The sequence below is a fragment of the uncultured Tateyamaria sp. genome, assembly GCF_947503045.1.
Classification (GTDB): Bacteria; Pseudomonadota; Alphaproteobacteria; order Rhodobacterales; family Rhodobacteraceae; genus Tateyamaria.
In genome coordinates, this window is sequence record NZ_CANNCF010000001.1 from 39,462 (window position 1) to 51,517 (window position 12,056).

The following is a 12,056-nucleotide window of genomic DNA, read 5'->3' on the forward strand; positions in this document are numbered from 1 at the left end:
TCCTTTTTCGGGTAGGTGCGTGGCCTTTATACCCAAAGATTGCTGGGGGAAAGGGCCGTCTCAGCCGGTTGTGTCACGGCTGCGTGCGTAGATGGCGAGCCCGATGGCAAGGGCGACCGCGAGAAAGGCAAAGATCGCCACATATGGCGCATCCGCCGCCCCGCCGGACCAGCTGGTGTGTATGCGCCCCGAGGCGAATTGCATCACCCCCACGCCGCCGATGCCAAAGAGGTTCATCAGAGTCACCCCGCGCCCGGTCAGGTGATCCGGAAAGAACCCGCGCGCATGGGCGATGATGACCGGAAAGCTGGCCCCGAAGAATCCGATTCCCGCCATGATCGCCACCGACAACCACGGATCGGTCGCGCTGAACGCAATCAGCAGGACCAGCAGCGCCGTGGTCATCACATTGCCACCAAAGACCACCCATTTGCGCGTGCCGAGGATGCGGTCGAGCGGCCCGTAGGCCAGTGTGCCTGCAATCATTGCAAGGCTCATCGCCAATGTGGCGATGCCAACCTGCGACACGGTCAGGGCAAAGACATCCGTGAGGTAAGGTCCGATCCAGAGGCCCCGCACCGCCCCGATGGGCGCATAGTTCACAAACATGATCGGCAACAGCAGCCACAGGACCGGCATGCGCAGCAGATCGAGCAACGATCCCTTGGCCTCTCCTTCGGGCTTGGCCGGGTCGTTTACACTGATCAGGATGCCAAGGGCGACGGCGGCGCAGGCCGCGGCCAGCACCCAAAGGGACGCACGCCAGCCAATGGTGTCTGCGGCAAAAGCCATCGGGTAAGACGAGATCAGATTGCCCAGCGTGCCCACCCCGATCATCATCGCCGCCAGCGTGGCAAACCGTGCGGGGGGAAAGGTGCGGGCAAAGATGTAGAAACTGGCCATCAGCACCGGCGAACAGCCGATGCCGATCAACAACATGGCGGCGTGAATATAGAGAGGGCCTTGCGCCACCGCAAACAGGGCGGCCCCGCCTGCGCCGCCGATCAGCAACAGCCAGCCCGCCGTGCGACGTGGCCCCAGCGTGTCGAGCGCCCAGCCCACGGGTATCTGCATCGCCGCAAAGGACAGGAACCACAGCCCCGACGCGGTTGCCAGCACATCCGGACCGGCCCCCAGATCAGCCTGCAACGGGGCGGTCAGAACGGCCAGAAATGCGCGAAAGAATTGGCTCAGCACATAGGCCAAAGCCAACAAGAACAATCCGATTTGCATAGGCCCTCCATCCCTGCCGCCTGCCTGACACGGGCAGCGGGGCACGTGCAAGAGAGATTGTCGGGGGGCGGCAGCGTGCTAGTATCCTTCACATATAGAGAGGTGCGGGATGTTTTATGACGAGTTGCCAAGGCGTGTGGCCTTTTCGGATATGGCGCAACCTGCCCTGTATACACCGCTGCCCGATGACTGGGTTGTGGGCACCTCGGACATCACCGGATCGACAGCGGCGATTGCCTCGGGCAAGTACAAGGTGGTCAACATGATCGGGGCGGCCGTGATCTCGGCCCAGATCAATGCGGCCGGGGGCAGGGCCTTTCCTTTTGTGTTTGGTGGCGACGGGGCCGCCTTTGCCCATCCGGCGGAATTCGCGGACGAGGCGCGCGCGGCATTGGCTGCCGTGCAGGTCTGGGCGCGCGAAGAGTTTGATATGGGTCTGCGGGTGGGTCTGTTTGACGTGGCCGACATCCGCAGGGCAGGGCACGAGGTGGCCGTGGCCCGCTATCAGGTGAACGATGGTCTGGATTACGCGATGTTCACCGGCGGCGGCGTGGTCTGGGCGGAATCGCAGATGAAAGCGGGTGTGGAGACGGTGCCTGTCGCCCCACCGGGCACGCAGCCCGACCTCACCGGTCTCAGTTGCCGCTGGAGCCATATGAAGACCCGCAATGGCACGATCCTGTCACTGCTGATCCAACCCCGCCCCGGCGTGTCGGCTGAGGCATTCGAAGCGGTCACACGTTCGGTTCTGGAGGCGGTCAGCCATCTGGAGCGCGACGGCCACCCGTCTCCTGCCGAAGGGCCGGGCACCGGCTGGCCCCCACCCGGTGCGATCCTCGAGGCCCATGCCAGCCACGGGACCATGCCCCTGGCCAAGCGCAAGCGCCAGATCCTGTTTGAGACGGCGATTGCCTGGGTTCTGCTCAAGACCAAGATCAAGCTGGGCGGGTTTGATCCCGCGCATTATCAGCGCACGGTCGGGAACAACGCCGATTTCCGCAAATTCGATGATGGTCTGAAAATGACGCTGGATTGCGATGCCGAGACGGTGGCGCGGCTCAAGGAACTGCTGGATGCGGCGCAGGCCGCAGGTACGGTGGATTACGGGATACACACGCAGGACGAGGCGATGATGACCTGCATCGTGCCCTCCATCATGGAGGACACCCATGTGCACTTTATCGACGGGGCGGCGGGTGGCTATACCCAAGCCGCGATGGCGATCAAGGGCTCCGCTTAGCCGCCCTTGGGCACCCATGTGCCAGCCAGTTCGCGCAGGGATTTGGCGAGGATCAGCAAATCGAGACCGGTGGCGACAAACCGTGCGCCCCAGTCGAGGCAATCCTGAGTGAATTCTGGTGTGGTGGCGAGAACGCCGGGCGCTTTGCCTGCGGCTTCGATCCGCTCGAACGCGCCTTTGATCGTGGCCTGCACCTCGGGATGGGTCAGCTGACCCATGAACCCCATGTCGGCAGAGAGGTCCGCGGGGCCAATGAACACGCCGTCGATGCCGTCAACCGCGAGGATATCATCCAGATTGGCGATGCCTGCGCGGTTTTCGACCTGAATGAGCAGGCAGACCTGATCATCGGCCGTTGGGCCGTAATCGGTGATTGCGCCAAAGCGCGAGCAGCGCGCGCCGGAATAGCCCACCCCGCGCCCGCCGGTCGGGGGGTAGCGCACATCGTTGACCAGTTGGGCCGCCTGTTCGGCGGTTTCGACCATCGGCACCAGCACGGTTTGCGCGCCTGCATCCAGCACCTGTTTCAAAATCCACGTCTCGCCCACGGGCACACGGACAGCGGCGTGGCTGTCGGAGGATTCCAGCGCCATCAACTGAAGGCGGATGCGGGTGATGTCATATGGTGTGTGTTCGCTGTCGATCAGCAGCCAGTCAAAGCCAGCGGTCCCCGCGATTTCGGTGGAGAGCGGGTCGCCAAGGCTGAGCCAGCAGCCGATGGTGGTCTCTCCGTTTTTGAGGGCGGCTTTGAACGGGTTGTGGGGTGCGGGCATGGGTGACTCCTTTGATTTGGTCGCACCCTAGACGCAGGTCAGCCCCCGTGACCACTGCAGAAATGCGGCGCTGACGCGCCACGCGATGTTTTGCATCTGGCTGCGCCAATTGCGTTTTGCGCTCCGCGCGGTGGTATTTTTGGTCAGAAGAAGCCTTAGAGCACTTTGATCACGTCTTTTTCCACGGCGAGCATATAGCCACGGCGTGCGATGTTCTTGACCAGCAACTCGCTGACGATCTGGTTGCCCAGCGTGTCGCGCAAGCGTTTGATGCGGGTGGCTCCGGCGGCCTCTTCGCAGTCGGCGGCATTGCGCCCCGAGATCACGCCTTCGATTTCCGAGCCCGACATGACTTCATCGTCCATCCGTGCCTCGGCCAGCACGGACATCGTTTCCATCGCGGCATCAGTGAGTTTGAACCCGAGGTTGTTGAGGTAGACGGTGTTTTCCTCGCGGCTGATCAGCAGGGAATTGACCTGAATGCCGACCCGCTCGATCTGCGCCATGCGCCGGTTGAAACTGACCAGCAGCACAAGAAAGACAAGCGCGGCGATCATCATCGCGGTGGCAAAGACCAGCAGCACGAAAATCACCACGCGGTAGCTGGCCAGCGTGTCTGAAAAGGCGGTGCCCGACTGGGCGAGGATTTCCAGCAGCTTGATTTCTGCCGGGCTGGTGAGGTCGGAGTTCTCGATGAAGATCCGTTCGACCCGGGCATCAAAGGCCCCTGCATCCGGAAGGGCCAGAAACAACAGCAACGCGGCCACCACCAGCAGCGAGACGATGCCCGCGATGCCGAAGGTCACCAGCCGCCCACCGGCGCGCCGCATATCAGAAGCGGAGGAAGTATTGTCCTGCACTGGCTTTCCTTTTGTCGAGGCCTTCGGGGCCGAAAACGGATTGGATTTGCAGCAGCGTCCAGCCGCGAGCAGACAGGCGCGGGCCCAGTTGCTGCGCCGCGTTCCTGGCGCTGCAATTGCCCGACACCTGCGCCACACCGTAATGCAGCCGCAGCGGGTTGTCCTGTTTTGCCTTGTAATCGGCATAGCACTGGGCCTGCGCGGCACTGGCGAGCGCAAGGATCAGGGTGAGGGAAAGCGTGATCTGTTTCATGTGCTCAAACTGCGCCGATTGCGCGAGATATTCAATAACATCAGCGCCCTGCCTGCGATGATATTCGATAACCGGGGGGCGTTATTGCCTGTCTGAGGGGGGTGCCCCCAATTTGGTTGCATCACAACGCGTTTCCGATCGCTCAGACAAAAGGACTGCCACCATGACCCTCCGTATCCACCGCCAATTCATCGCAACAATTGCCGCCATCGCCATTGCCATCACCGGATTTTCCGCCGCCCCCGCCCGTGCGGGCGATGATGAGCTGGCCGCGGCGCTGGCTGTCATCCTTGGTCTGGCCGTCGTGGGCACCGCGATCAACAAGCGCAAGGATGAGAAAAAGGCCCGCCAGCAGGCCCATACCTATCAGCCGCGGGCCAAACCGCGTCACGTCCAGCCGCAGCACGGCCATATCCAGCCCCGCCCCTTGCCCCGCCAGGTTGATCGCCGCCTGTTGCCGCAGCGCTGCCTGTTCAACCTTGAAACCGAGCGCGGTCGCAACATCCAGGGCTTTGGCCAGCGCTGTCTGAACCGCCACTACAACTTTACCAACACGCTGCCCCAGCAATGTCACCGCCGGGTGTGGACCCGTAACGGTCTGGGCCACGCCTATGGCGCGCGCTGCCTGAACAAGCACGGATACCAATTGGCCCGTCGCTAAGAGCGGGGCACAAGGCCACCCCTTCCCCTTTCGCGGGTGGCCAGACTGAAAGGGCGGTGTTCGGGCATCGCTCTTTTTTCTGTTCGGGGTCTGTTGCATTGCGCCACCTTGCGGTGGCACGCGATATTTGCACTTTCCTCTGGAAAGTGCGTTTTGTGCCTCCGGCGGTGGTATTTCCGGTCAGAAGAAGAGTGTGCTGTGCCTGATTTTGAATTCGAGACGCGCATCGGCGGCCGGGTGGCTGGTGTGGATGAGGTGGGCCGCGGCCCTTTGGCCGGGCCGGTCACGGCGGCGGCGGTCGTGCTGGATGTGGATGCGATCCCCACGGGTCTCGATGATTCCAAGAAGCTGTCGATGAAGAAGCGCGAGGCGCTCTGGGCCGAGATCATTGCGACAGCGGATGTGTCCGTCGCCCATGCTTCGGTGCGTGAGATCGAAGAGATGAACATTTTGCGCGCCGCCCATCTGGCGATGGTGCGGGCGGTGCGTGGTCTGCGCCACCCCCCCGACCATGTGCTGGTCGACGGCACCATGTTGCCGCGTGACCTCGCCCTGCCAGCGACCCCGATCGTGCGCGGTGATGCGCGATCTCTGTCCATTGCGGCGGCCTCAATTGTGGCCAAAATATGTCGCGACCGGATCATGGTGGATTTGGCGCAACAGCATCCCGGCTATGGCTGGGAGACCAACATGGGATACCCGTCAAAAAGCCACAGGTTGGCGCTGCAAAATCTTGGGGTAAGCCCACACCATAGACGTACCTTCAAGCCTGTCCACAACATGTTGTGACAAGGTTTTTTCTTAAGCACTTGATTCAAAAAAGAATTTGACCGCGAATCGTCAATGACTCATCCTGCTCTCAACCAACGAGTGCATAAAGCACCGGGACAGAGGCAGATAGATGACGAAACACGTAAAGGGCGCCGAGGCGCTTCCCTTGAACCAGATACTTGCGGGTGACTGTATTGATGTGATGAACAGTCTGCCCGAGGGCTCTGTTGATCTGATCTTTGCCGATCCGCCTTATAATCTTCAGTTGAAAGGGGATTTGCACCGCCCTGACAACAGCCGTGTGGACGCGGTGGATGATCACTGGGACCAGTTCAAGTCGTTCAAGGTCTATGACGATTTCACCACCGCCTGGCTCAAGGCCGCGCGCCGCTTGCTGAAACCCAATGGTGCAATCTGGGTCATTGGCAGCTATCACAACATTTTCCGCGTTGGGGCGTCGCTGCAGGACCAGGGATACTGGATTCTGAACGACGTGGTCTGGCGCAAGTCCAATCCGATGCCGAATTTCCGTGGCAAGCGATTCACCAACGCCCATGAGACGATGATCTGGGCGGGCAAGTCCGAAGACAGCAAATACACGTTCAACTACGAGGCTCTGAAGGCGCTGAACGAAGGTATCCAGATGCGCAGCGATTGGGTTCTGCCGATCTGCACCGGGCACGAGCGGCTGAAGGATGATCAGGGCGACAAGGCCCATCCAACCCAGAAACCCGAAAGCCTGCTGCACCGTGTGCTGGTCGGATCGACCAATCCTGGCGATGTGGTGCTTGATCCGTTCTTTGGCACCGGCACCACGGGCGCCGTGGCCAAGATGCTGGGCCGTGAATTCATCGGCATCGAACGGGAAGAGGCCTATCGCAAGGTTGCCGAAAAACGGATTGCGAAAGTGCGCAAGTTCGACCGCGAGGCGCTGACCGTCTCGGCCTCCAAACGCGCCGAGCCGCGTGTGCCCTTTGGCCAACTGGTCGAACGCGGCATGCTGCGCCCGGGCGAAGAGCTGTATTCCATGAACAAACGCCACAAGGCCAAGGTGCGGGCCGACGGCACCTTGATCGGCGACGATATCAAGGGGTCGATCCATCAGGTGGGGGCCCATCTGGAAGGCGCACCCAGCTGCAATGGCTGGACCTATTGGTGCTTCAAGCGTGAAGGCAAGGTCGTACCGATCGACGTGCTGCGCCAGCAAATCAGGGCTGAAATGCACGACTGACACAGTTTTATCCAACACCGCCAGGTGCCTGCGGCCTTGATACAAGGTCTCTCTGAGGCATCTCACCTCTGCCCCGCCTCTTTTGGCGGGGCTTTTTTGTTAATGCGCGTTACATTCGGCGCGACAGAGGCAAAAGGCGCATGGACCATGGTCGAAATCAGCAACACATTTGTAAGTGCCGGGCGCGCTGCAAACGACAAGCCGGTGCCGCAACACCGCCACGCGCAGGAAGCGCTGGCACGCAACAAGCGCGAAGGCATGGATCTGGCCGTAAAGGCCCGTGTCGCAGCATTGAGCGTTACGGCGGTGCTCTTGGTGTTTCTCAATCCGAATTGGGATGTGATCTGGTATTTGGGCCTGCTGGTCTGTCTGGTTCTGGTGGGTCTGGCGCAACGCCGTGTCGGGCAGGTGGGTCAGTCGCGCGCAGAACTGGGTTTGCTGTTTGTCGACCTCGCATTGATGACTGTGGCGCTGTTGATGCCCAATCCGCTGCAGCGCGAGACTTTGCCGACCGCATTGATCTACCAATTTGATGTGTTTCAGTATTTCTACATCCTTCTTGCCGCCGGGGTTCTGTCCTATTCGTGGCGGACCGTTGTAGCCATCGGCACATGGACCTGCAGCATGTGGATGGTCGGGGCGACCAGCGTGTGGCTGTTCGGGGTGCAGATACCCTCCGTTTCGGCGGCGGCACTGGGGTTGTTCCCTGCCTCTGCCGACCTGTCGCGGCAATTGGACCCCAATCTGGTGCATTGGGACTTGCGTATTCAGGAGATCGTGGTGTTTTTCATCGTTGCGGTCATTCTGGCCGTCACGGTGCGCCGCTATCAGAACCTCGTGCTTAACAGTGCCGAGATGGCCCGCGAACGGGCGAACCTGTCGCGCTATTTCTCACCCACAGTGGTTGACGAGTTGTCGCACAAGGACGAACCGCTTGGACAGGTGCGCACCCATAACGCTGCGATCCTGTTCGCCGACATCGCCGGGTTTACGGCCTATGCCGACGGGCGCGACCCGCAGGATGTGATCGACACGCTGCGCGCGTTTCACCGCGAGATGGAGGGCGAAGTGTTCCGCCACGGCGGCACCCTCGACAAGTATCTGGGCGATGGGCTGATGGCGAGCTTTGGCACGCCGATGCCCAAACCGGACGATGCCGCGCGCGCCTTGGCTTGCGTGCAGGCGATGGTCGAGCGGATGCAAGAACTGAACGCCAAGCGCCGTGCGGCGGGGCAGCCCGAAATCGACGCACGGTTCGGGCTGCATTACGGGCAGGTTGTTCTGGGTGACATCGGTGCAAACCGGCTGGAGTTTGCGGTACTTGGGGACACGGTCAATCTGGCAAGCCGGCTTGAGGCGTTGACGCGCGCCATGAACGTCAGGGTGGTGGCGAGCGACGCGCTTGTGTGTGCTGCGGGTGCATCCAGGGATTTGCAACGCGCCCCGGATCAGGCCGTTCGCGGCGTGGCACAGCCAGTCGCGGTCTGGGTGCACCAATAGGGTCCTGGCGGTCGACAAGTACCGCAAACAAGGCCAAAGAGTGGTGATTCGGCGTCGAATCCACAGGCAACCTTCAATCTGTGATTGATGTCACGCACGGTCATCCCGTCATGGTTGTTGTGACACACAGAGATCATCAATCGCGTCCCATCGGCGGATATTGGCCGTCAAAAGTGTGATTTTTTGCATCACTCTTAGTGCAATCGACAGAAAGATTGGACGCCACAAGATGACTTGGTTTCATTAATGGGCTAAATCTTGCCCAAGATGGATCGCCATAAGCGGGAATTCACAGTTCCCCCCAAGAGAAGAGTGAAAAGATTAGATGTCCCAAACGTTTTTTGCTTCCGCCGCTGTTGCAACTGCACTTGCCCTTCCTTCGCTTGCGATGGCCGGGTCCACCCCAATCCCGCCCGTTACCACAACGACGACCACATTCGCTGAAACCAGCGAAACGACCCTCTTTGCCGGGTTCGCGCTGACCATTGGATCTGGCGGTGACGGTGTCGAAGGTATACTGGGCGTCGCGCATGGCGACATTGATCTGGATGGTGACGTGACCGGTGCCAAGGCCACGCTGCACTTTGACGTGCTGGGTGGATTTGCGCTGAACAAGGCGAAACTGACCGGCCTGTTCGGCAATAACTCGATTCAGACCGAAGTCGGTGGCGGTTACAGCTTCAAGAACAGATCGCCATTTGCTGTGCTTGGTACCAACGGCGAATATTTCGCCGCCGGATCCGACATCTACTTTGATGGATCGTTCGAAGGCTACCTCGCCCTACACACCATCGGTCAGCTTTCGCTGGATTCGGCGACGACAACTACAACCAGCACGCCAATTGCGTCTCCAATTCTCTCTGTCGAATAAAAGCCGGACCATTTGCACATGATCCAACGGGTGTCTGACATGAAGACGCCAAAGGGGATGTGATGCTTTCGATCTCCCGCAGGCGCGTTCTGATGAGCGCGCTTGCTGCCAGCCTGTCCCCTCCGGCCTTTGCCCAGCAGATTGCGGCAACCGAAGGCGAAATAGACGCCAAAACCCTCGCCGCATATCTGGACATTCTGCTGCCTGCCGATGAACACACGCCCGCGGCCAGTGCGTTGGGGATCGAGGGTGACATCATAGGATTTGCCCGGCAACTGACCCAATTCAACCAATTGCTGGTTCTTGGCACACAATGGCTGAACCAGACCGGGCAGGGGCCGTTCCATGCCCTGTCGCTGTCCGATCAGGGCCGTGTTGTGGACTGGATGCGCGCCGCGGATCGCAACTTTATCCCCGGGCGCTTCTTTCTGCTGGTGCGGTTGACCGGGGTGGAATTCTACTATTCGCGCCCCGAGGCTGTCGCCGGGTTTGATCTGAACCCGGCTCCGCAACCGGCTGGATACCCTCCGCCATGGCAATAGATGCAGTCATTATCGGCGCCGGGGCTGGTGGGGCAGCGGCCGCATGGCGGCTGTGCAATCACGGCCTGAAGGTCCTGATCCTCGAGGCCGGTCCACGCTTTGATCCGGCCACGGACTACCCGCTGACCAACACAGATTGGGAACGCACGGGCTTTCCGATCAAACCCGGATCGACCGGAGCCGTGTCTTACGGCGACTTGGGCGCGCTTGATCCTGCGGATGCGGACCTTGCCTCGTGGAACGCGGTCAGCGGGCGGCAAGTGAACAGCACAAAACGGCCCCCCAGTGCCACGGGCTACGCGCATGTGCAGGGCGTCGGCGGCAGCACGCTGCAATATGTCGGCGAAGCGCACCGGCTGAACCCCGCTGCCTTCCGCCTGCAATCGGATCACGGAGCGGGCGCGGACTGGCCGCTGTCCTTTGCCGATCTCGAGCCCCACTACCGTACAATCGAGGCCGAGATTGGCGTCGCGGGTGCCCCTATCGCCGGCGCCCGTTGGTCTGCGCAAGACCATCTGCAACCGGCCCACCCGCTCAGCACTTCTGCGCGCGTCTTGCGCGATGCAGGCACGCGGATGGGCATGGCATGGGAAACCAACACCCGTGCCGCCCTGTCCGAACCCAAGGACAACCGGCCCAATTGCAACTATTGCGGCAACTGCACGCGGGGCTGCCCACTGGGGGATAAGGGATCGGCGGACGTGACCTTTATCCGCAAGGCCGAGGCGACGGGGCGATTGACCATCCACACCGGCGCGCAGGTGACCCGGCTGATCATGGGCGCAAACGGGCGGGTGCGCGCGGTGAGTGGCGTGCGGGACGGCGCGCCGTTTGAACAGGACACCCCGATCCTGATCCTCGCAGGCGGAGCGGTGCAAACCCCGCGCCTGCTGCTGGCCAATGACATGGCGAACGGCTCGGGGCAGGTGGGCCGCAACTTTATGGAGACGCTGGCATGGACCAGCGCGGGGCTGCTGCCCGGCCTGACCAACAGCCACAAGGGACTGCCTGCAGATGCGGTGTCGTGGACCTACAACGCGCAGGATGCCGTGCCGGGCGTGGTGGGCGGTTGCCGCTTTACCGCCTCGACACAGGAAACCGGGCTGCTGGGGCCGATGGCCTATGCCAGCCGGATCCTCGATGGCTATGGCCCGGCCTTCAAGGCGCAGATGCGGAACGTTTTCGGCTCGGCCATCGCAGTAGCGGGCACGGGTGAGACGATCCCTGATGAGCGCAGCTTTGTCGCGCTTGATCCCCAACGGGTGGACGCGGCTGGGGTTCCTTTTGCGCAAATCAACTCGGTGCTGACGGACAACTCGCTGGCCCTGTTGCGCTTTATGGCCAGCCAATGCCGCGCGATCCTTACAGAGGCAGGCGTGACCGAACTGGCCGAGGAAAACGGGGTCTGGGACAGGTTCACCTCGACCCACGTTTTTGGCACCTGCCGGATGGGTGCGGATGCGGCCACATCCGTTGTCGACCCGTTCGGGCGGTCCCATGACATCGACAACCTCTATATCGTTGATGCCAGCACCTTCCCCAGCAGCGGTGGCGGCGAGGCGCCCGTGTCGACGATTCAGGCGCTGGCGCTGCGCATGGCTGACCGGCTGGTGGCCTGAGCCACCGCACACATTTTCCCCTCGTCGAATTGATCCTGATCAGGGCAGGCGATGCCGCACGGCCCTAACCTCATGGTGATCAATTCCATGGGAGAGCATCAATGAAACATCTGCTTGCTGGCATTCTTGCAGCACTCGGACTGGCAGGCGCGGCCACAGCCGAAGACGCCCAAAACGGAGAGGCCCTGTTCCAGTCCCATTGTGCCGTCTGCCACGGTCTGGGCGCGCGTGGGGATGGGCCGATGGCGACAGTGCTGCTGATCAAGCCCCCGGACCTCACGCAACTGACGGCGCGGAATGGCGGGGTCTATCCCATCGCGCGAATCGTGATGCGCATCGACGGGCGCGACCCGCTGGTCAGCCACGGCTCACCCATGCCGGTCTATGGCCCATTTTTTGACGTCGATTTCGTTCCGTTGAAGGCAGAGACGGGACAACCGATCATGACCAGCACGCCGGTTTCTGATCTTTTGGCCTATCTGCGCGGCGTGCAGGAATAGCG

At 61.4% G+C, this 12,056-nt stretch carries 13 protein-coding genes; 9 read left to right on the plus strand and 4 right to left on the minus strand.

What is annotated here, in order from left to right:
* Nucleotides 1-60 precede the first annotated feature (60 nt).
* Entirely contained in the window at nucleotides 61-1,233 is a 1,173-nt protein-coding gene (locus tag Q1A89_RS00205; protein WP_299721998.1) for an MFS transporter, read from the minus strand.
* A 109-nt stretch (nucleotides 1,234-1,342) separates the two neighbouring features.
* Between Q1A89_RS00205 and Q1A89_RS00210 the strand changes: the two genes are divergently transcribed.
* Nucleotides 1,343-2,473 carry a DUF3095 domain-containing protein gene (locus Q1A89_RS00210; protein ID WP_299722001.1) on the plus strand — a complete coding sequence of 377 codons (1,131 nt, stop codon included), beginning with the start codon at nucleotides 1,343-1,345 and terminating at the stop codon, nucleotides 2,471-2,473.
* Here the strand turns inward: Q1A89_RS00210 and Q1A89_RS00215 are convergent.
* The 3 genes from Q1A89_RS00215 to Q1A89_RS00225 form a co-directional block, all read right to left on the minus strand.
* Nucleotides 2,470-3,246 carry an HpcH/HpaI aldolase/citrate lyase family protein gene (locus tag Q1A89_RS00215; RefSeq protein WP_299722004.1) on the minus strand — a complete coding sequence of 259 codons (777 nt, stop codon included), beginning with the start codon at nucleotides 3,244-3,246 and terminating at the stop codon, nucleotides 2,470-2,472. The two genes, Q1A89_RS00210 and Q1A89_RS00215, sit on opposite strands and share 4 nt — an antisense overlap.
* A gap of 155 nt (nucleotides 3,247-3,401) precedes the next feature.
* Nucleotides 3,402-4,076, minus strand: coding sequence for a hypothetical protein (locus Q1A89_RS00220; protein ID WP_299725998.1), 675 nt, complete (start codon nucleotides 4,074-4,076; stop codon nucleotides 3,402-3,404).
* A gap of 1 nt (nucleotide 4,077) precedes the next feature.
* On the minus strand, nucleotides 4,078-4,359 hold the full coding sequence (locus tag Q1A89_RS00225) for a hypothetical protein (protein WP_299722007.1): 282 nt from the start codon (nucleotides 4,357-4,359) through the stop codon (nucleotides 4,078-4,080).
* 163 nt (nucleotides 4,360-4,522) lie between these two features.
* Between Q1A89_RS00225 and Q1A89_RS00230 the strand changes: the two genes are divergently transcribed.
* The 8 genes from Q1A89_RS00230 (at nucleotide 4,523) to Q1A89_RS00265 (ending at nucleotide 12,054) form a co-directional block, all read left to right on the plus strand.
* On the plus strand, nucleotides 4,523-5,020 hold the full coding sequence (locus tag Q1A89_RS00230) for a hypothetical protein (protein ID WP_299722010.1): 498 nt from the start codon (nucleotides 4,523-4,525) through the stop codon (nucleotides 5,018-5,020).
* 198 nt (nucleotides 5,021-5,218) lie between these two features.
* Nucleotides 5,219-5,809, plus strand: a complete 591-nt coding sequence (locus Q1A89_RS00235; protein ID WP_299722013.1) for a ribonuclease HII — start codon at nucleotides 5,219-5,221, stop codon at nucleotides 5,807-5,809.
* A gap of 112 nt (nucleotides 5,810-5,921) precedes the next feature.
* Nucleotides 5,922-7,022 (plus strand): site-specific DNA-methyltransferase, encoded by a 1,101-nt coding sequence (locus tag Q1A89_RS00240; protein ID WP_299722016.1) that lies wholly within the window; start codon nucleotides 5,922-5,924, stop codon nucleotides 7,020-7,022.
* 147 nt (nucleotides 7,023-7,169) lie between these two features.
* Nucleotides 7,170-8,522: an adenylate/guanylate cyclase domain-containing protein gene (locus Q1A89_RS00245; protein WP_299722019.1), complete on the plus strand. Its 1,353-nt coding sequence runs from the start codon at nucleotides 7,170-7,172 to the stop codon at nucleotides 8,520-8,522.
* A 388-nt stretch (nucleotides 8,523-8,910) separates the two neighbouring features.
* On the plus strand, nucleotides 8,911-9,393 hold the full coding sequence (locus Q1A89_RS00250; RefSeq protein WP_299722022.1) for a hypothetical protein: 483 nt from the start codon (nucleotides 8,911-8,913) through the stop codon (nucleotides 9,391-9,393).
* Nucleotides 9,394-9,485: 92 nt separating this feature from the next.
* On the plus strand, nucleotides 9,486-9,935 hold the full coding sequence (locus Q1A89_RS00255; RefSeq protein WP_299722025.1) for a gluconate 2-dehydrogenase subunit 3 family protein: 450 nt from the start codon (nucleotides 9,486-9,488) through the stop codon (nucleotides 9,933-9,935).
* On the plus strand, nucleotides 9,926-11,554 hold the full coding sequence (locus Q1A89_RS00260) for a GMC family oxidoreductase (RefSeq protein WP_299722028.1): 1,629 nt from the start codon (nucleotides 9,926-9,928) through the stop codon (nucleotides 11,552-11,554). Before Q1A89_RS00255 ends, Q1A89_RS00260 begins: the two co-directional genes overlap by 10 nt.
* 101 nt (nucleotides 11,555-11,655) lie before the next feature.
* Nucleotides 11,656-12,054, plus strand: coding sequence for a cytochrome c (locus Q1A89_RS00265; RefSeq protein ID WP_299722031.1), 399 nt, complete (start codon nucleotides 11,656-11,658; stop codon nucleotides 12,052-12,054).
* Nucleotides 12,055-12,056: the final 2 nt, after the last annotated feature.

Bases quoted from the DNA above. Each gene is read 5' to 3' on its own strand.
- Q1A89_RS00205 (WP_299721998.1), bottom strand. From the start codon at position 1,233: ATGCAAATCGGATTGTTCTTGTTGGCTTTGGCCTATGTGCTGAGCCAA.
- Q1A89_RS00210 (WP_299722001.1), top strand. From the start codon at position 1,343: ATGTTTTATGACGAGTTGCCAAGGCGTGTGGCCTTTTCGGATATGGCG.
- Q1A89_RS00215 (WP_299722004.1), bottom strand. From the start codon at position 3,246: ATGCCCGCACCCCACAACCCGTTCAAAGCCGCCCTCAAAAACGGAGAG.
- Q1A89_RS00220 (WP_299725998.1), bottom strand. From the start codon at position 4,076: ATGCGGCGCGCCGGTGGGCGGCTGGTGACCTTCGGCATCGCGGGCATC.
- Q1A89_RS00225 (WP_299722007.1), bottom strand. From the start codon at position 4,359: ATGAAACAGATCACGCTTTCCCTCACCCTGATCCTTGCGCTCGCCAGT.
- Q1A89_RS00230 (WP_299722010.1), top strand. From the start codon at position 4,523: ATGACCCTCCGTATCCACCGCCAATTCATCGCAACAATTGCCGCCATC.
- Q1A89_RS00240 (WP_299722016.1), top strand. From the start codon at position 5,922: ATGACGAAACACGTAAAGGGCGCCGAGGCGCTTCCCTTGAACCAGATA.
- Q1A89_RS00245 (WP_299722019.1), top strand. From the start codon at position 7,170: ATGGTCGAAATCAGCAACACATTTGTAAGTGCCGGGCGCGCTGCAAAC.
- Q1A89_RS00250 (WP_299722022.1), top strand. From the start codon at position 8,911: ATGGCCGGGTCCACCCCAATCCCGCCCGTTACCACAACGACGACCACA.
- Q1A89_RS00255 (WP_299722025.1), top strand. From the start codon at position 9,486: ATGAGCGCGCTTGCTGCCAGCCTGTCCCCTCCGGCCTTTGCCCAGCAG.
- Q1A89_RS00260 (WP_299722028.1), top strand. From the start codon at position 9,926: ATGGCAATAGATGCAGTCATTATCGGCGCCGGGGCTGGTGGGGCAGCG.
- Q1A89_RS00265 (WP_299722031.1), top strand. From the start codon at position 11,656: ATGAAACATCTGCTTGCTGGCATTCTTGCAGCACTCGGACTGGCAGGC.